Source organism: Sphingomonas sp. LY54 (genome assembly GCF_035594035.1).
In the GTDB taxonomy this organism is placed as follows: Bacteria; Pseudomonadota; Alphaproteobacteria; order Sphingomonadales; family Sphingomonadaceae; genus Allosphingosinicella.
Genome location: NZ_CP141588.1, coordinates 582581 through 600669, shown reverse-complemented (window position 1 = coordinate 600669; position 18089 = coordinate 582581). Strand labels below are relative to the sequence as shown.

General features: G+C 67.7%; 20 protein-coding genes. 14 read left to right on the top strand and 6 right to left on the bottom strand.

Annotated elements, in window-relative coordinates; genetic code table 11:
• Positions 1 to 89: 89 nt before the first annotated feature.
• From hrcA to SH591_RS03050, 3 genes are read left to right on the top strand one after another with little or no spacing between them, the layout of a single operon-like run.
• On the top strand, positions 90 to 1133 hold the full coding sequence (gene hrcA / locus SH591_RS03060) for a heat-inducible transcriptional repressor HrcA (RefSeq protein ID WP_322830785.1): 1044 nt from the start codon (positions 90 to 92) through the stop codon (positions 1131 to 1133).
• Positions 1130 to 1675, top strand: coding sequence for a nucleotide exchange factor GrpE (gene grpE, locus SH591_RS03055; protein WP_322830784.1), 546 nt, complete (start codon positions 1130 to 1132; stop codon positions 1673 to 1675). Before hrcA ends, grpE begins: the two co-directional genes overlap by 4 nt.
• A 41-nt stretch (positions 1676 to 1716) precedes the next feature.
• Positions 1717 to 2928: a serine hydrolase domain-containing protein gene (locus SH591_RS03050; protein ID WP_324750467.1), complete on the top strand. Its 1212-nt coding sequence runs from the start codon at positions 1717 to 1719 to the stop codon at positions 2926 to 2928.
• Here SH591_RS03050 and SH591_RS03045 read toward each other — a convergent pair whose 3' ends face one another.
• The 3 genes from SH591_RS03045 to SH591_RS03035 form a co-directional block, all read right to left on the bottom strand.
• Complete coding sequence (locus SH591_RS03045; RefSeq protein ID WP_324750466.1) at positions 2929 to 3255, bottom strand: hypothetical protein; 327 nt, start codon at positions 3253 to 3255, stop codon at positions 2929 to 2931.
• Positions 3256 to 3378: 123 nt separating this feature from the next.
• Entirely contained in the window at positions 3379 to 3840 is a 462-nt protein-coding gene (locus tag SH591_RS03040) for a vgr related protein (RefSeq protein WP_324750465.1), read from the bottom strand.
• A 22-nt stretch (positions 3841 to 3862) separates the two neighbouring features.
• Positions 3863 to 4330, bottom strand: a complete 468-nt coding sequence (locus SH591_RS03035; protein ID WP_324750464.1) for a copper chaperone PCu(A)C — start codon at positions 4328 to 4330, stop codon at positions 3863 to 3865.
• 129 nt (positions 4331 to 4459) lie between these two features.
• On the opposite strand from SH591_RS03035, the gene dnaK reads away from it, so the two are divergent.
• Together dnaK and dnaJ are read left to right on the top strand one after the other, a co-directional pair.
• On the top strand, positions 4460 to 6376 hold the full coding sequence (gene dnaK / locus SH591_RS03030; protein WP_322830779.1) for a molecular chaperone DnaK: 1917 nt from the start codon (positions 4460 to 4462) through the stop codon (positions 6374 to 6376).
• A 122-nt stretch (positions 6377 to 6498) separates the two neighbouring features.
• A complete protein-coding gene (gene dnaJ / locus SH591_RS03025; RefSeq protein WP_324750463.1) occupies positions 6499 to 7629 on the top strand; it encodes a molecular chaperone DnaJ in 1131 nt (376 codons plus the stop codon).
• Positions 7630 to 7695: 66 nt separating this feature from the next.
• On the opposite strand, the gene purB is transcribed toward dnaJ, so the two are convergent.
• Positions 7696 to 9009, bottom strand: a complete 1314-nt coding sequence (purB, locus tag SH591_RS03020; protein WP_324750462.1) for an adenylosuccinate lyase — start codon at positions 9007 to 9009, stop codon at positions 7696 to 7698.
• Between the two features lie 172 nt (positions 9010 to 9181).
• On the opposite strand from purB, the gene SH591_RS03015 reads away from it, so the two are divergent.
• Entirely contained in the window at positions 9182 to 9769 is a 588-nt protein-coding gene (locus SH591_RS03015) for an EF-hand domain-containing protein (RefSeq protein ID WP_324750461.1), read from the top strand.
• Positions 9770 to 9814: 45 nt separating this feature from the next.
• Here the strand turns inward: SH591_RS03015 and radC are convergent, their stop codons facing one another.
• Positions 9815 to 10498, bottom strand: a complete 684-nt coding sequence (gene radC / locus SH591_RS03010; protein WP_324750460.1) for a RadC family protein — start codon at positions 10496 to 10498, stop codon at positions 9815 to 9817.
• 197 nt (positions 10499 to 10695) lie between these two features.
• Here radC and SH591_RS03005 point away from each other — a divergent pair, with 197 nt between their 5' ends.
• Genes SH591_RS03005 through SH591_RS02995 form a run of 3 tightly spaced genes read left to right on the top strand, consistent with a single transcriptional unit; the run spans position 10696 to position 14454 of the window.
• Complete coding sequence (locus SH591_RS03005; protein ID WP_324750459.1) at positions 10696 to 13839, top strand: intermembrane phospholipid transport YdbH family protein; 3144 nt, start codon at positions 10696 to 10698, stop codon at positions 13837 to 13839.
• Positions 13836 to 14057: a YnbE family lipoprotein gene (locus SH591_RS03000; protein ID WP_322830773.1), complete on the top strand. Its 222-nt coding sequence runs from the start codon at positions 13836 to 13838 to the stop codon at positions 14055 to 14057. The genes SH591_RS03005 and SH591_RS03000 overlap by 4 nt, the downstream gene beginning before the upstream one ends.
• Position 14058: 1 nt before the next feature.
• On the top strand, positions 14059 to 14454 hold the full coding sequence (locus SH591_RS02995) for a YdbL family probable chaperone protein (RefSeq protein WP_322830772.1): 396 nt from the start codon (positions 14059 to 14061) through the stop codon (positions 14452 to 14454).
• 36 nt (positions 14455 to 14490) lie between these two features.
• Here the strand turns inward: SH591_RS02995 and SH591_RS02990 are convergent, their stop codons facing one another.
• Positions 14491 to 15291, bottom strand: coding sequence for a DUF4163 domain-containing protein (locus SH591_RS02990; RefSeq protein ID WP_324750458.1), 801 nt, complete (start codon positions 15289 to 15291; stop codon positions 14491 to 14493).
• 106 nt (positions 15292 to 15397) lie between these two features.
• On the opposite strand from SH591_RS02990, the gene SH591_RS02985 reads away from it, so the two are divergent.
• The 5 genes from SH591_RS02985 to SH591_RS02965 are packed head-to-tail and all read left to right on the top strand — an operon-like array spanning position 15398 to position 18057.
• Entirely contained in the window at positions 15398 to 15799 is a 402-nt protein-coding gene (locus SH591_RS02985; RefSeq protein WP_324750457.1) for an AtpZ/AtpI family protein, read from the top strand.
• 37 nt (positions 15800 to 15836) lie between these two features.
• Positions 15837 to 16622, top strand: coding sequence for a F0F1 ATP synthase subunit A (locus SH591_RS02980; RefSeq protein ID WP_324750456.1), 786 nt, complete (start codon positions 15837 to 15839; stop codon positions 16620 to 16622).
• A 42-nt stretch (positions 16623 to 16664) separates the two neighbouring features.
• Positions 16665 to 16892, top strand: a complete 228-nt coding sequence (locus SH591_RS02975; RefSeq protein ID WP_129383163.1) for a F0F1 ATP synthase subunit C — start codon at positions 16665 to 16667, stop codon at positions 16890 to 16892.
• Between the two features lie 27 nt (positions 16893 to 16919).
• Entirely contained in the window at positions 16920 to 17414 is a 495-nt protein-coding gene (locus SH591_RS02970) for a F0F1 ATP synthase subunit B family protein (RefSeq protein WP_322830768.1), read from the top strand.
• On the top strand, positions 17407 to 18057 hold the full coding sequence (locus SH591_RS02965) for a F0F1 ATP synthase subunit B family protein (RefSeq protein WP_324750455.1): 651 nt from the start codon (positions 17407 to 17409) through the stop codon (positions 18055 to 18057). The genes SH591_RS02970 and SH591_RS02965 overlap by 8 nt, the downstream gene beginning before the upstream one ends.
• Positions 18058 to 18089 lie beyond the last annotated feature (32 nt).

The following is an 18089-nucleotide window of genomic DNA, read 5'->3' as shown; positions in this document are numbered from 1 at the left end:
CCGGGCACTTAGCCGCGCGCCGGGAGCGCGTCCACCGCCGATCCATATCGGCCGTTGAGCCGGCGCGGCAGCCCGCCTACATAGGCGCCATGTCCATTGCCCCGATCACCGAACTCAACGATCGCGCTCGGGATGTCTTCCGCCTCGTGGTCGAAAGCTTCATCGATAACGGCCTGCCGGTGGGGTCGCGCACCGTCTCGCGGCTGCCCGGCATCAACCTGTCGCCGGCCTCGATCCGCAACGTCATGCAGGACCTCGAGGAACTGGGCCTGCTCAGCCATCCCCATACCTCGGCCGGACGCGTGCCGACCGAAGGCGGCCTCCGCCTGTTCGTCGACGGCATGATGCAGGCGGCGGAGCCCAGCCTCGAGGAGAGGGCGGTGATCGAGGGGCGGCTGGAGCGGGGCGGTCCGATCGAGGAAGCGCTCGCCTCGGCGACGGCGGCGCTTTCGGGCCTGTCCGCCTGCGCCGGCATCGTGCTCGTTCCCAAAAGGGAGCCTGTGCTGCGCCAATTGGGCTTCGTGCAATTGTCGCCGGACCAGGCGCTGGCGGTGATGGTCGGCAGCGACGGCACCGTCGAGAACCGCGTCGTCAGCCTCCCGCAGGGCGTCACCCCCTCGGTCCTGGCCGAGGTCGGCAATTATGTCAGCGCCCGGCTCTCGGGCCTCACTCTGAGCGAAGCGCAACTGCGCCTCAGCGAGGAAATCCGCGCTGGCGAGGCCGAGCTCGACGCGGTCGCCCAGGAGCTGATCGCGCGCGGCCTCGCCATCTGGTCGCGCGACGGCAGCGAGCGGCCGGTGCTGATCGTGCGCGGCCAGGCCAATCTGCTCGACAACGAGGCGGCGGCGGACCTCGACCGAGTGCGGCAGCTGCTCGACGAACTGGAGGGCAAGGAGGAGATTGCCCGCCTGCTCGACAGGGCACGCGCCGGCAAGGGCATGAAAATCTTCATCGGCTCGGAAAACAAATTGTTCGCGCTTTCCGGATCGTCGGTGATAGCGGCGCCTTATCGCGGCACCGACGGGAAGGTCGTCGGCGTCGTCGGCGTGATCGGGCCGACCCGGTTGAACTATGCCCGGGTCGTGCCCATGGTTGATTTCACAGCACAGGCATTATCGAGATTGATGAGATGAATGACGATCAGAAGGTGAGAGACGAAGCTGAGGAAATCCGCGCGGAAACCGCCGCGGAAGCGCCCGAACTGGCCGAAGCCGACCGCCTCACCGAGCTGGAAAAGGAGCTCGAGGAGGTGCGCCAGCACGTCCTCTACGCGCAGGCCGAGACGCAGAATGTGCGCCGCCGGCTGGAGCAGGAGAAGCAGAGCGCGACGGCTTACGCGATCACTGGCTTCGCCCGCGACCTGCTGTCCGTGAAGGACAATCTGGACCGTGCCCTGCAGGCGGTTCCCGACGAGCTGCTCCAGGACGAGAAGTTCAAGGGCCTGATCACCGGCGTGGAAGTGACCGCGCGCGAGCTCGACGCGGTGTTCCAGCGCAACGGCATCGTCCGCGTCGAAGCGATGGGCCAGCCGCTCGACCCGAACAAGCACCAGGCGATGATCGAGGTGCCGAGCGACGCCGAACCCGGCACGATCGTCCAGGAAATGCAGCCCGGCTATACGATCAAGGACCGGCTGCTGCGGCCGGCTCTGGTCGGGGTCGCCAGGAAGGGCTGAATCGGTTTCGCACCGTAACGAACTCGATTAAGGGAGAGACGGTGATCCGCCTCTCCCTTTTTCTTTGCCTCGCGCTCGCCGGCTGCGTCGCGCCGCAGGTCGGGCCTTCGCCGCCGCCTCCCGTGCCGGGCGTCAGCTACGCCTGGGTGACGTTCGACACGAACGGCGAGCGCGCCGTTGGTGCCGGCGGCCTCGCCGACCGCGCGCGGGGGCGGGCGCTGACGGTCGACGATCCGGTGCGGATCGCGTCCATCTCGAAGCTCGTCGTCGGTCTCGGGGTGATGCGGCTGGTCGAGGAGGGCCGGCTCGATCTCGATCGCGACGTCTCCGATTATCTCGGCTGGCGGCTGCGCAACCCGGCCTTTCCCGCGACGCCGATCACCTTGCGCCTGCTGCTGTCCCACCGCTCCGGGCTGCGCGACGAGGTCGATTACGCGATCCCGCTCGGCAAGAGCGTCGAGGCCGCCGTGGCGGACCCGAAGGCGTTCGATCCGGCGCACGCGCCCGGCACCTCTTTCCGCTATTCCAACCTCAATTTCCCGGTCGTCGCCTCGGTGATGGAGGCCGTCACCGGCGAGCGTTTCGATCGGCTGATGGGGCGGCTGGTGCTGGGCCCGCTCGGCCTCGACGCCTGCTTCAACTGGACCACGTGCAGCGATGCGGCGATGGCTCGCGCGGTGGTGCTCTACGCTGGCGACGGGGCGGTGCTGCGCGACGATCTCGGCGGCCGCCGGCCCGATTGCCCGGTGGTGCCCGCGGCGGACGCAAGCTGCGCTCTGCAATCCTACCGCTTGGGCAGCAACGGCGCGCTCTTCTCGCCCCAGGGCGGCCTGCGCATCTCCGCGCGCGACCTCGCCACCGTCGGCCGTCTGCTGCTCAATCGGGGCCGGCACGAGGGAGCGGCCTTCCTCAGGCCCGAAAGCATCGAAGCGCTGCTGGCACCGCACTGGCGCTACGACGGCGCCAATGGCGCGACCGAGAGTGGCTTCTACTGCGCCTATGGCCTTGCGGTGCAGAAGCTGCCGGTGCGCGACGTGGCGGGATGTCGGGACGATCTGTTCGCCGACGGCCGCGCCGTCTCCGGCCATGCCGGCGACGCTTACGGCGTCCGCTCCGGGCTGTGGATCGATCCCGAGCGAGGCGAGGGCATCGCCTATCTGTCGGCGAACAATGGCGAGGATCCGCCGCGCGGCCGCTCGGCCTATCGCGCGATCGAGGAGTGGCTGGCGGCGCGGCTCAGCCGGCCGCGCTGATCATTTGCGGACGCGCGCGTTCCTGTCGGCCGACAGGCGCGCCTCGCGCGCATCCTGTTCGTGCACGATCCGGAGATAGTCGATCGCGGCAAGGAAGGCGTCGAGCCGCTCCGAAACCTCGGCCGTCGGGCCCTTCTCGGCCCAGGCAACCGTCGCGGCGTCGGCCGCGCCGCGCTCGCGGCTGTAGCGGATGCGGAAGCCGGCACCTTCGACGATGAAGCCGTCATGCCCCATCAGCACCAGCACGTCGCCGAACGCGAAGGCGCGGTCGAGCCGGTCCGGAAAAAGCTCCAGCAGCAAGGGGTGGAGCAGGCGCAAATCCTTCATGGCCGCTTACGGTGCCTCCTCTGGCAATGGCCGGGTTTCACGTCCCGATATCGAAACCCGGGCTGAGGAAAGTCAGGCGGTATCAATACTGCATTGAGGTTGCCGCAGCGTTAGCGCGGGTGGTTAGACCGTGAAGGGAAGGATGGTCTCGAGCTGCTCGCGCGGCGGCGCGCCGGCGAAGGTCGCGCCGCGGCGCAGGAGGAAGGTGTGGCGGACGATCTCGGCTTGCTGCTCCAGCCCGTAGCGTTCGAAGCGCAGCCCGGGCCGCACTGCATAATCGTAGCGGCAGAGCGGGTGGCGCATCAGCGGCAGGTAAAATCGCCCGCGCTGCTGGGCCTGCCAGACATGAGTCAGTTCGTGCAGGAACAGTCCCTGGAGGCCGAGCCGCTCCTGGCTGTAATCCTCGCTCCAATAATCGCTCTTGGGGTGAAAGTGGATGTGGCCGCACGGCGCCATCGCGGTGTTGCGCGGCTGAAAGAAGATCCACTTGCGGCGCTGGATCGTCACCGAGTCATAGGCGATCGCGGCGCCGAATACCGATGCAGCGAGTGCGCGCTCGCCGGTGGTGAGCGGACGGACGGTCACGGCTGCGCCATCCGCCCGCGCCTCAATGGCTGCTGTGGCCGGGGTCGCCGGCCGCGTGCGCCTCGGCCTCGGCGGTGACGGCCGGCGCCGGGTCGAAGGTGAAATTGAGGCGGATCTTGCCGCCCGGCTGGATCTTGGGGTCGATTCCGAACAGCATCGCATGCTTGCCGCCGGGCGCGAATTCCATCTCGCCGCCGTCGGGGAAGGTCGTGTCGGTGAGCGGCGCCATCTTCATCATGCCGCCCTCGCTCATGCTGTCGTGCAGCTCGATACGCTCGACGTCGGGGCTGGTGACGCTCACCAGCTTCATCGGCGCGACGTTGCTGTCGAGCGTGAAATATGCCGCGCCCGGCCGGCCCGCCACCGCGGGGAGGCGCACCCAGGCTTCTTTCACCGCAACTTCGGGCGCTTTCGGGGCGCCGTCGCAGCCGGCGAGGAAGAGGAGCGCCGCGGGCGCAGCGAGAGTACCGATACGGGCCAGGATTTGCATGCCGTGCTCTTAGCCCCCAGCCGCTTCTTGTCGCAACCGAAAGCGCTCCTATATCGCATCCGTAACACCCCGCGGCACCTCGACAGAAGGCGCGCGGGCTTCGACTTTATTGGGGCATAAGAGGGTTTTATGGCAAAAGTTATCGGTATCGATCTCGGCACCACCAACAGCTGCGTCGCCGTGATGGAAGGCGGCAAGCCGAAGGTGGTCGAAAATGCTGAAGGCGCGCGCACGACGCCTTCGATCGTCGCTTTCGCCAAGGATGGCGAGCGCCTGATCGGCCAGCCGGCCAAGCGCCAGGCCGTGACCAATCCCGACAACACCATCTTCGCGGTGAAGCGCCTGATCGGCCGCCGCTTCGACGATCCGGTGACCAAGAAGGACACCGAGCTGGTCCCGTACCACATCGTCAAGGGCTCGAACGGCGACGCCTGGGTCCAGGCCGGCGGCCAGGACTATTCGCCGTCGCAGATCAGCGCCTTCATCCTGCAGAAGATGAAGGAAACGGCCGAGGCCTATCTCGGCGAGACCGTCACCCAGGCGGTGATCACGGTTCCGGCCTATTTCAACGACGCACAGCGCCAGGCGACCAAGGATGCCGGCCAGATCGCCGGCCTCGAAGTGCTGCGCATCATCAACGAGCCGACCGCGGCGGCGCTCGCCTACGGGCTCGAGAAGAATGACGGCAAGACGATCGCCGTCTACGACCTTGGCGGCGGCACGTTCGACATCTCGATCCTCGAGATCGGCGACGGCGTCTTCGAAGTGAAGTCGACCAACGGCGACACGTTCCTGGGCGGCGAGGATTTCGACGCTCATATCGTCCAGTATCTCGCCGACGAGTTCAAGAAGGCCGAGGGCATCGACCTGCGCGGCGATCGCCTCGCGCTGCAGCGCCTCAAGGAGGCGGCCGAGAAGGCCAAGATCGAGCTGTCCTCCGCGCAGACCACCGAAGTGAACCTGCCCTTCATCACCGCCGACCAGACCGGCCCGAAGCACCTCGTCAAGGCGATCACCCGCGCCGACCTCGAGCGTCTCGTCGGCGAGCTGATCAAGCGCACGATGGAGCCCTGCAAGAAGGCGCTCGCCGACGCCGGCCTCAAGGCCGACCAGATCGACGAGGTCGTTCTCGTCGGCGGCATGACCCGCATGCCCAAGGTGCGTGAAGCGGTGAAGGACTTCTTCGGCAAGGAGCCGCACACCGGCGTCAATCCGGACGAGGTCGTGGCCATGGGCGCCGCGATCCAGGCCGGCGTGCTGCAGGGCGACGTCAAGGACGTCCTGCTGCTCGACGTTACGCCGCTCTCGCTCGGCATCGAGACGCTCGGGGGCGTCTTCACCCGCATGATCGACCGCAACACGACGATCCCGACCAAGAAGTCGCAAACCTATTCGACCGCCGAAGACAACCAGAATGCGGTTACGATCCGCGTCTTCCAAGGCGAGCGCGAGATGGCGGCCGACAACAAGATGCTCGGCCAGTTCGATCTGGTCGGCATTCCGCCGGCGCCGCGCGGCGTGCCGCAGATCGAGGTCACGTTCGACATCGACGCCAACGGCATCGTCAACGTCCACGCCAAGGACAAGGGCACCGGCAAGGAGCAGCAGATCCGCATCCAGGCGTCGGGCGGCCTTTCGGACTCCGACATCGAGCAGATGGTCAAGGATGCCGAGCAGTTCGCCGAGGACGACAAGAAGCGTCGCGCCGCGGCCGAGGCCAAGAACAATGCCGAGAGCCTGGTCCACACCACCGAGCGCCAGCTCGAGGAGCATGGCGACAAGGTCGACGCATCGCTGAAGGGCGAGATCCAGGCCGCGATCGACGAGGCCAAGAAGGCGGTCGAAGGCGGCGAGCCCGACGCGATGAACGAGAAGGCCCAGGCGCTGGCCCAGGTCGCGATGAAGCTCGGCCAAGCGATCTACGAGAAGGAGCAGGCCTCGGCCGCGTCTCCGGGCGCCGACGGTGAAGCCGCCGGCAGCACGGCGGACGCCGAGGAAGTCGTCGACGCCGAATTCTCCGAAGTCGACGAAGACACCAAGGGCTAAGCCATGGCACGGCCCGCTCGTACCGCGTTCTCCGCAGCGCCTAGCGCCTTGTCTTTCGATGGTGAAGGCGGGATGGCGGCTGCAGGGGCGGTCCGGGCGGGCCGGGTTGCCCGGGGGCTGTGATGTTGAATACCGATTATTACGAGCTGCTGCAGGTCGACCGGACGGCCGACGAGCGGACGATCAAATCGTCCTATCGCAAGCTCGCCATGGAATGCCATCCGGACCGCAATCCCGGCTGCAAGACGTCCGAGGAGCGGTTCAAGGCGATCAGCCAGGCCTATGACTGCCTGAAGGACCCGCAGAAGCGCGCCGCCTATGACCGGTTCGGCCATGCCGCCTTCCAGAATGGCGGCTTCGGCAATGGCGGCGGGGCGCAGGATTTCGGCTCCTTCTCCGACATTTTCGAGAATATCTTCGGCGAGTTCATGAACGGCGCCCAGGGCGGCCGGCAGAGCAATGTCCTGCGCGGCTCGGACCTGCGCTACGACCTCGAGATCACGCTCGAGGACGCGTTCGAAGGCAAGCAGGTCGAGCTTCGCATCGACGGGACGGTCGCCTGCGAACCGTGCGGCGGGTCTGGCGCCAAGCCGGGTACGGCGGCGCGGCGCTGCACCATGTGCGAGGGCCGCGGCCAGGTCCGCGCCAGCCAGGGCTTCTTCGTCGTCGAGCGCACCTGCCCGAGTTGCCGCGGCGTGGGCGAGGTGATCGCCGATCCCTGCGATCGCTGCCGCGGCGACGGGCGCATCGAGAAGCAGAAGTCGCTCGAGGTCCGGATCCCGGCAGGGGTCGACGAAGGCACGCGCATCCGCCTCACCGGCGAGGGCGAGGCCGGCGCGCGCGGCGGACCGTCGGGCGATCTCTACATCTTCATCCACATCGCCCGCCATTCCCTGTTCCAGCGCGAGGGCTCGACCCTGTTCGCGCGCTGCCCGGTCAGCTTCACGACCGCAGCTTTGGGCGGGGTGATCGAGGTTCCAGGGCTCGACCGCAGCAGGCACGAGATCCGCATTCCGGCCGGGATCCAGTCGGGCAAGCAAATCCGCCAGCGCGGCGCCGGCATGCCGGTGCTGAACGGCCGCGGCCATGGCGACATGGTGATTCAGGTCGAGGTCGAGACTCCGACCAAGCTCAGCGCCAAACAACGCGAATTGCTGGAGGAGTTCCGCTCGACCGAAACCGGCGACGAATGCCCGGCGAGCTCGAACTTCTTCAGGAAGCTGAAGGGCTTCTGGGAAGAACTGACGGACTGACTTTCGGCGGCCGGTCCCCTTGAACGAATGAGGCCCTCTCCGCACTTGCTGAGAGGGCCTTTTCCTTTATCCCCCGAAGACGCGCCCGAAGATCGTGTCGACGTGCTTGTAATGATAGCCGAGGTCGAAGCGCTCCTCGATCTCCTGCGGCGAGAGCAAGGCGGCGACCTCCGGATCGGCCTTGAGCAGTTCCAGCAGCGAGAGTTCGCCGTCCGATTCCCATACCTTCATCGCGTTGCGCTGGACGAGGCGGTAGCTGTCCTCGCGGCTGGCGCCGGCCTGGGTCAGCGCGAGCAGCACGCGCTGCGAGTGGACGAGGCCGCCCATGCGGTCGAGATTCTTCTGCATCCGCTCGGGATAGACGAGCAATTTGTCCATCACGTTGGTGAGGCGGGCGAGCGCGAAATCGAGCGTGATCGTCGCGTCTGGGCCGATATAGCGCTCGACCGAGGAGTGCGAGATGTCGCGCTCGTGCCACAGAGCGACATTCTCCATCGCCGGCAGCGCGTAGGAGCGCACCATGCGGGCGAGGCCGGTGAGATTCTCGGTCAGCACCGGATTGCGCTTGTGCGGCATCGCCGACGAGCCCTTCTGGCCGGGCGAGAAATATTCCTCGGCCTCGAGCACTTCGGTGCGCTGCAGGTGGCGGACCTCGGTCGCGAGCCGCTCGATCGACGAGGCGATCACGCCCAGGGTCGCGAAGAACATGGCGTGGCGATCGCGCGGGATCACCTGGGTCGAGACCGGCTCGACCGCGAGGCCCATCTTCTCGGCGACATAGTCTTCGACGCTCGGATCGATATTGGCGAAGGTGCCGACCGCGCCCGAGATCGCGCAGGTGGCGACGTCGTCGCGGGCCGCGACCAGGCGGGCGCGGTTGCGGGCGAACTCGGCATAGGCCTCGGCCATCTTGAGGCCGAACGTGACCGGCTCGGCATGGATGCCGTGGCTGCGGCCGATCGTCGGCGTCATCTTATGCTCGAACGCGCGGCGCTTGAGCACTTCGAGCAGCTGGTCGAGATCGTCGATCAGCAGGTCGGCGGCGCGCTTCAGCTGCACGGCGAGGCAGGTGTCGAGCACGTCCGAGCTCGTCATGCCCTGGTGGAGGAAGCGTGCCTCCGGGCCGACTTCCTCTGCGACCCAGGTCAGGAAGGCGATGACGTCATGCTTCACTACTGCCTCGATGCCGTCGATCTTCTCGACGTCGATGGCCGGGTTGGTCGCCCACCAGTCCCACACCTTCTGCGCCGCCGATTCGGGGACGACGCCGTTGCGGGCCATCTTCTCGAGCGCATGGGCCTCGATCTCGAACCAGATGCTGAACTTGGTTTCCGGCTCCCAGATGCTCGTCATCTGGGCGCGCGCGTAGCGAGGGATCATGGAATGCCTATCTGCTGGAGTGTTGCGCGGCGGTTAGCAAAGTCGCGCTCCAGCGGCAATCAGTCGAAATCGCGGAACGCCGCGACGGCCTTGCGGGTTTGTTAACCATGCTTACGCGCCGTCGTACAGGCGAGAACTTTCCAAGCGACATCAAGATGATGGAGAAGGACCAGTGATCAAGCCTATTCTGATGGTGAGCGCATTGGCGCTGGCCGGCGCCGCCAGCGCGCAGAGCTCGACCAACGACGACCTGTCACAGCCGCGGCCCGGCAGCGTCGCCACGGGTTCGGCAGGCCACGACCAGCACCAACCCAGCGGCCAGACGACCACCAGCACCGCCACCGGCACCGTCCAGCAGCCGACGACGCAGACCGGCACAGTTGACGCTCCCAAGCCCGACACCAGCGCCGGCGGCATCGCGACCGACACGATGCGCACGACCGGCACGGCGACGGGCGCCTCGACTGGTTCGGCGGCATCGACCGGCATGGGCGGCCCGGCCGATATCCAGCGCCAGTGGGGCAGCTACGACAGCGACGGCAATGGCAGCCTGACCCCGCTCGAGTTCGGCAAGTGGATGATGGAGGCCAACGGCCAGGGCGCGATGAACGCCAGGGTCGACGCGACCCGCACCGGCCGCCAGTCCAACCTGCCGGCGATCAACGTGCTCAACATGACGGCCGGCGCGCTGGCGAGGGCCGACACCAACGGCGACTGGATGGTGAGCCGCGAAGAGCTGATGGCTTACTCGCCGCAATAAACCTGACGGGGCGGCCGCGGCCGCCCCTTCTTCCGGCCCGAGTTCCTAGATCAGCCCCATCGCGCGCAGGCTGCTGTGGCCGCTCGATCCGATGATGACATGGTCGTGGACCGCGATCCGGAGGTGCCGCCCGGCCTCGACGATGTCGCGCGTCAGGCGGATGTCCTGCTGGCTCGGGCTCGGATCGCCGCTCGGGTGGTTGTGGACCAGGATCAGGGCAGTGGCGTGGTAATCGAGCGCGCGCCGCATCACTTCGCGGACATAGACGGCGGCCTCGTCGACCGACCCTTCGGACATCGCCTCGTCGCGAATCAGCATATTCTTGGCGTTGAGGAAAAGGACGCGGACCCGCTCGACCGGATTGTGCGCCATGTCGGCATGGAGATAGTCGAGCAAAGCCTGCCAAGACCCCAGGATCGGCCGCGCGCGCACTTCCGACTGGAGCAGGCGCAAGGCTGCGGCCTGCGCGATCTTGAGCGCCGCCGCCGCGCCTTCCGAAATGTCGCCGACGCGCGCGATCGCCTCGGCGTCGGCGCTGAGCAGCGCGCCGAAGCCGCCGAACTCCGCGAGCAGTTTCTTGGCGAGCGGCTTGGTGTCGCGGCGGGGCAGGGCCAAAGCGAGCAGATATTCGACCAGTTCATGGTCGAGCAAGGCGTCGGGTCCGCCCTCGAACAGGCGTTGCCGAAGCCGAGCGCGGTGGCCGCTTCCGTCCGTCGAAAGGTCCGCCATCAGCTTGGATTAAGCTTGATGCTGGCTTGAGGCAAATGCGCCGGCGGATTGACGGCGGCGTCCACGGCCGAAAGAAGGTGACGGGGGCGGAACGTAACCCGACTGACGGAGGTTGAGGGGCGATGCGCCTGTTTACACTGCCTGTAACGCTTTTCGTCCGCCGCTGAGCCTGCGCGATGGAGGATGAAGACCCGCCCGTGACGCGCCGGCGACGGCAAGGCTGGCGCCTCGTCGCCGTCGGCCTGGCCTTGGTGGTTCTCTTCGTCATCGTCATCCTGTGGACGCAGCGCCGCACGATCGCCGCCGACTTCATCGACCGCGAGCTCGAACGCCGCGGCGTGCAGGCGAGCTACGAGGTGAAGCGCGTCGGCTTCGGCACGCAGCGGCTGGAAAATCTCGTGATCGGCGATCCGCGCCGCCCGGACGCGGTGGCGCGCTGGGTCGAGGTGCAGATCTCGCTCGGTTTCCGCGCGCCCAAGGTGGAGCTGATCACGGCCCGCGGCGTGCGCATCTTCGGCCGCATCGTCGACGGCAAGCTCTCGCTCGGCCAGATCGACAAGCTGCTGCCGCCGCCCACCGGCGCGCCGTTCCGCCTGCCCGACCAGGCGGTCGACCTGGCCGACGCCGCAATCTCGCTCGATACGCCGGCCGGGCGCATCGGCCTCGCCGTCGAAGGGCGCGGCAATCTCGCCAACGGCTTCCGGGGCGAGATCGGCATGGCGGCACCGCGGCTGCTGCTGGCGGGCTGCGCCGTCGACCGCGCCTACGGCTTCGCCAATCTCGCGGTCACGGCGCGCCGGCCCACCCTGGACGGTCCCGCCGGCGCCGCCCGGATTCTGTGCCCGGAGCTCGATGCCGACGTCGTGCTGCCGCGGTTCGGGCTCGACCTCACCGTTCCGGAAACGCTCGACAGCTGGCTGGGCGGAGTCACGGTCGAGGCGCGCGAGGCGCGGGTCGGCGCCGACCGGCTGGCCGGCGTGCGCGGCAAGGTCGGCTTTTCCGGCACCCGTGCGCTGACGCGCGGCCGCGTCGAGCTCGCCGCTGCCGAAGGCCGGATCGCCGGCTTCCGCGCGGCGCGTCCGGCGATCGACGGGCAATATGCTTTCTCGCCCGACGGCAACCGGCTCTCGCTGCTCGCCGATGGCGGCGCGCGCGGGATCGTCGTTCCGGAGGCCGCGTTGCGGCCGGCGGTGCAGGCTTTGTCCGGCGCCGGCGGTACTCCGCTCGCGCCGATCGGCGAGGCGCTGGCCGCGGCGGCCGCACGCGCGGGCCGCGCGCTGGATGTCGACGGCGCCTTCGCTTTGGTCAACGGGCCGGAGGGCGGCGCGGTGCGAGCCAGCCGACTCGACGCGACCAGCCGCAGCGGCGCCCGCCTCGGCCTCGCCGGGGGGCAGGGCGTCACTTATTATTGGCCGCTGGGCGTGGTTCGGACCGATGGCGAGTTCGCTCTGTCCGGCGGCGGTTTCCCTGCGACGCGGCTCAGCCTCAGCCAGCCGCGCGGCGGCGGACCGATCAGCGGCGAGGCGCGGATCGCGCCGCTGAGCGCCGGCGGCGCCCGCTTCCAGCTCGCGCCGGTCCGCTTTCGGGCCGAGGGCCGCGGCACAAGCATTGAAACCGCCGCATTGATCGATGGCCCGCTCGGGGACGGCCGCGTGACCGGGCTGGTCGTGCCGATCCGCGGCCGCGTCGGCGGGGGCGGCTTCGCGTTCGGGGAAAGCTGCACCAATGTCAGCTTCCGCTCGCTCGAGGCCTCCGGCTTCCGGTTCGGAGCCACGCGGCTGCCGCTCTGCCCGATTGGGCGCGCCTTGGTCTGGTCGAATGGCGGCGCGGTGCAGGGCGGGGCGGAGCTGCGCGCGCCGCGCCTCGCCGGAACTTTGGGCGGAACGCCCATGCGGCTGGCCGCCGACCGTTTCCGCTTCGCCCTCGACGGGCCGAGCTTCACCAGTTCGAACGTCGCGATCCGGCTCGGCGGCGCGGGCTATGTCAACCGGCTCGATCTCGCCAGCCTGTCCGGCCGCGTCGATCGCCGCGGGGTCACCGGCGCCTTCACCGGCGGCGACGGCCAGATCGCCAATGTGCCGCTCCTGATCAGCCAGGCGAACGGTCGCTGGAGCCTCGTCGACGGCGCGCTCGCGCTCGACGGGCGGCTTCGGGTCGCCGACCAGGCCGATCCGGCACGCTTCTATCCGCTCGATTCCGACAATTTCCGCCTGACCCTGCGCGACAACAGGATCGAGGCCGGCGGCGCCTTGCGTGATCCGGAGACTGGCACCCACGTCACCGACGTCACGATCGCCCATAATCTCGGCACCGGCACCGGCCGGGCCGTGCTCGACGTGCCCGGCATCACCTTTGGCGAGAGCTTCCAGCCCGAGGCGCTGACCAGACTCACCACCGGCGTCGTCGCCCTCGTGCGCGGCAGCGTGAGGGGGCAGGGCGAGATCGCCTGGAGCCCGCAGGGCACGACCAGCACCGGCACCTTCTCGACCGAGAAGATGAATTTCGCTGCCAATTTCGGTCCGGTCGAAGGCTTGTCGACGACCATCCGCTTCACCGATCTGCTCGGCCTGCAGACCGCACCCGGCCAGGTTGCGAATATCGACCTCATCCGCACCGGCATCGACGTGTTCGACGGTCTGATCCGCTACCAATTGCTCCCCGATCAGCGGGTGCGCGTCGAATCGGGCCGCTGGCCCTATGCCGGCGGCGAGCTTCTGCTCGAGGAGACGATCCTCGATTTCTCCAAGCCGAGCCCGAAGCTGCTGACCTTCCGCCTCGTCGGCATGGACGCCGCCCGCTTCGTGCAGGTGTTCGAGTTCAACAATATCGCCGCCACCGGCACGTTCGACGGCGTCATCCCGATGGTGTTCGACGATCGCGGCGGCCGCATCGTCGACGGCCATCTCGAGGCGCGGCCGGGCGGCGGCACGCTCTCCTATATCGGCGAGCTCACCGACAAGGATCTGGGCACCTATGGCAAGCTCGCCTTCGACGCGCTGAAGTCGCTGCGCTACAGTCGCCTCTCGATCGACCTCAACGGCTCGCTCGACGGCGAATTCCTGACCGAGATCCAGCTCGACGGCGTCGCCCGCGATGTCCAGGCGGCGCCCGCTTCCGCCGGCGGGATCAGCGGCATGATCGCGGGCCGGGCCCTCGGCCAGCTCGCCAAGATCCCGTTCGAGTTCAACATCTCGGTGCGGGGTCCCTTCCGGGCCCTGCTCGCCACCGCCCGTTCGCTGGAGGATCCGAGCCTCCTCATCGAAAGCGTGCTGCCCGACGTGCTGCGGGAAGCGCCCAAGACAACAACCGTTCAGCCTGAAGAAAGCGAGTCCATGCCATGAAAGCCGCGATATTGACGAGAGTGCGTCTCGGCGCTCGCGCCGCCAGTTTCCCCTTGCTGGCGGCCGTGGTCGGGGGATCGCTGGCCGGGTGCGTCCAGGTCAGCGCCCCCGACAAGCCGATCGAGATCAACCTCAACATCAATATCAGACAAGAGGTTGTCGTCCGTCTTCAGCAGGATGTACGAGATCTCATCAAAGAGAATCCAGGAGTGTTCTGACATGAACCGCCGTATGAAACTGATCCTCGCCGCCGGCATCGGCCTTGCGGCCACGGTGGGCGGCACCAGCATCGCTTATGCGATGTTCCAGGCCGACGCTTCTGCGGCGCTGCGCTCCTCGGGCCAGGCCGGCGAGCAGGCGGACGGCTATCTCGGCATCGTCGGTTCGCCGTCGGCCGCGCTCCGCGCCCAGGTGGATGCGGTCAACATCAAGCGCCGCGCTTATTACACCGATCTCGCCGCCAAGCGCGGCGCCAAGATCGAGGAAGTCGCCGCCACGACTGCCTGCGAACTGTTCCGCACCAAGGTCGCGCCGGGCCAATATTATCGCGGCACGGACGGCGCCTGGCAGAAGCGCGGCGACGGGCCCGTGCCGCTGCCGAGCTATTGCGGCTGATCTGAAGCCTCGACCCCTCCCGGGCGCCGGGAGGGGCTAGAAGGCCGCTTGATAGGCCTTCTTCACCATTTTCCTGATCGCCGGCGTCACCGGCACGTCCACTTCATAAGTGCCTTCGGCATAGGGCCCCGCCCCGTAAGGCGCGATCAGCACGCGCAGCAGTTCGAACCGGCCGTCCTTGTTTGCGTCCACCGGAGCGATCACCTGCTCGGCAAGCGCCGGGCATTCCACCATCCAGCCGTCGCCCGAGAGCGGAAGCGGCTCCTCGCGCTTCTCCGAGCGCTGCTGGTCCAGCGCCGCGCAGTAAGCCGGGCCGATCGCCGCGAACGCCCCTTCGCTGCGCTCGAACAGGTCGGCGGCTGCGATCGGGCGGCCCGCCGCGCGATCCCACAGCAGGGCGTCATAGGCCGAATTGCCGTGCGCGCCGCCGGTGAAGGTCGCGATCTGGCCGGCAAGGCTGAGCAGGGCAGGGGTGTCGCCCATCGTCTCCCATTCCGCGTGGAAGAAATGGCCGTTGAACGGGAAATCGGGGCCGCGGCCGTCGCGATCCTCCTTGGCCGTCGCCAGCGCCTCGGGCTTGGCCTCGGCGGCCTGGGCTTCGAAGCGGGCGTTGAGCGGCGCGATCGCCGCGGCTTCGGCCGGCCAGGAATAAGAGAATTCGAGCAGGTCGCTCTTGTCCTCGATCTTGCGCGGCTTGGCCGGCTCAGTCTTCGGCTCGGCCGGCGCCGCAGCCGCGGCGGACCCCGGAACGGCTGCCGTATTGGCCGTGGGGGCGGGGTCGCTCTCGGCCGAGCAGGCGGAGAGGAGCAAGGCGGCGGCGAGGGCGGTTCTTGTCATCACGCCACGCTACCGTCATTTTACGGCCCGTCCATGGCCAATGCGGGCCGGCCGGTGCGGCATCGCTGTTGACTCGGGTTCGCCCCCTTCCTAAAGGAACCGCGCCTTGGCGGGTTCGTTCGCCGGCATGTCCCACGCCCCTGCGATGCCTCGCGAAAAGCGCGGCCTTGCACCTCGGGAGAATGACGTGACGGAAAACGAGCCCGGGCAGGCCCCTAAGCTTCCGGAGGATGCGCGGCTGGCTTCGCTCGATGAGCGGCTCCGGCAGGCGCAGGCCGACGAAGCGGCGAGGACGGGACGAGATCGCAAGCCGGCTGATCGTAACGAGCAGCTCGGCAATCGCGTCTTGTCCTATTTGATCGGGGGCATGCTTGGCGGAGCGGCGATCGGCTGGGCCCTGGACCAGTTGTTCGGCACTTCCCCCTGGCTCCTGCTCGCGATGCTGTTCCTCGGGACGGCAGCCGGGTTCTGGAACATCATCAAGCTTTCCAACCAGCGCCCGAAGTAAACTCGGGCGTTTGGGTTATTTGAACAGGGACAGAAGCGTGGCGGCCGAAGGCGGTAAAATCGACCCGATGCACCAGTTCGAGGTGCAGACCATCTTCGAAGGGTTCAACATCGGCGGCTATCAGATCGCGTTCACCAACTCCGCGATGTGGATGCTGGTCTCGCTGGTCGTGCTGTGGGTGTTCATGCTCGGCGGCATGAAGCGCCAACTCGTCCCGACCCGCTGGCAGGCGGCCGTCGAGGGCGTCACCGGCTTCATCTCGGGTATGATGGAGACGAACATCGGTCCCAAGGGCCGCAAGTTCACGCCGTACATCTTCTCCCTGTTCATGTTCATCCTGGTCGCCAACATCCTCGGCATGATGCCGTTCGGGATCGTCGGCATCCACCCGTTCACGGTCACCAGCCACCTGACGGTCACCGGCATCCTCGCGATCCTGTCCTTCTCGATCGTGCTGATCGTCGGCTTCGCCCGGCACGGCTTCCACTTCTTCTCGCTGTTCGTGCCGCAGGGCGCGCCGTGGTGGATGATGCCGATCCTGATCCCGGTCGAATTCGTCTCGTTCATGGTCCGCCCGTTCAGCCTCGCGCTGCGACTGTTCGTCGCGATGACCGCCGGCCACATTCTGATGAAGGTGCTCGCCGGCTTCGTGATCAACGGCATCAACGCCGAGGCCCTGTGGGTCGCGCCGGTGGTCAGCCTTCCAAGCTTCATCCTGATGATCGGCATCACCCTGCTCGAGCTGCTGGTGTGCGCGATCCAGGCCTATGTCTTTGCACTGCTCACGTCGCTCTACTTGAACGACGCGATCAACCTGCACTGAGTTTTCGTCAACTTTTCTAACGTTTTACCAAAGGAGTTTATCATGGACGCAGAAGCCGCAAAGCTGTTGGGTGCAGGTCTGGCCGCAATCGGCGTCGGCATGGCGGCGCTCGGCGTGGGTAACGTGTTCGGCTCGTTCCTCGAGAGCGCGCTGCGCAACCCGGCCGCCGCCGACAGCCAGCAGGGCCGTCTCTTCATCGGCTTCGCCGCTGCCGAGCTTCTCGGTCTGCTGGCGTTCGTCGTCGCCATGATCCTGCTCTTCGTCGCTTAACAACGACCGGAGCAGGCGGAGCGCCCGATGCCTCAGATAGCCCAAATCGACGCAACCTTTGCGTCGCAGCTGTTCTGGCTGCTGATCACCTTTGGCCTGATCTATTTCGTGATCGGCCGGGGGATGCTGCCCAAGATCGAAGCGACCGTGGAAGCGCGCGACGAACGCATATCGTCCGATCTCGCCGCTGCCGAGAGCGCCCGCGCTCAGGCCGACGCGACGGAAGAGGAATATCGGGCGAAGACCGAGGCCAATCGCGCCGAAGCCCTCAAGGTGACGCAAGCCGCCAAGGAGGCTTCGGCCCGCGAGACCGAGGCCAAGATCAAGGCGGCTGACACCGAGTTGGGCGCCAAGGTCGCTGCGGCCGAGGCGCAGATCCGCACTGCCGCGGACGCCGCTTTGGCCGATATCGAGACTGTCGCGGCCGACGCCGCGCAGGACATGGTCGCCAAGCTGTCGGGTGCCTCGGTATCCGCCGAGCAGGCGCAGCAAGCAGTGAAGGCGGCGCTGGCCAATGGCTAACACCAACATCGATCCGCAGTCCGCGGAGGTCGCGGCCAATCTCGCCGCGGCGTCCACCGAGGGCGAGCAGGGCGCGGTCCCGCATACCGGCGGCGACGCCCTCGCGACCACGGCGGCCGAGGGGCATGGCGACGCCGCGCTCCACGCCGAGCCCGAGGCGCTGAACATGGACGCCACCATGTGGGTGGCGCTGGCGATGATCATCGTCATCCTGATCATGCTGTGGAAGAAGGTGCCGGCGGCGATCGGGCGGTCGCTCGACAAGAAGATCGCCGGTGTCCGCGAGCAGCTCGACGAGGCCGCCAAGCTGCGTGCCGAAGCCGAGGCGCTCAAGGCCGAATATGAAGCCAAGGCCGCCCAGGCGGGCGCCGAGGCGCAGACCATGATCGACCGCGCCCGTCACGAAGCGGACGCGATCGTGCAGCAGGCCAAGGCCGACAGCGCTGCCCTGGTCGAGCGCCGCACGCGCATGGCCGAGGACAAGATCGGTGCCGCCGAGCGCGCCGCCGTTCAGGAAATCCGGGCCAAGGCCGCTACGGCTGCCGCCGCCGCCGCCGCGACTTTGATCGCGCAGCAGCACGACGCGTCGGCCGACAAGGCGATGGTCGACCAGACGATCGCGGGTCTCGGCCGCACCCACTGAGCCAGGCCTCCGGGTTACAAGATGACCGGCCG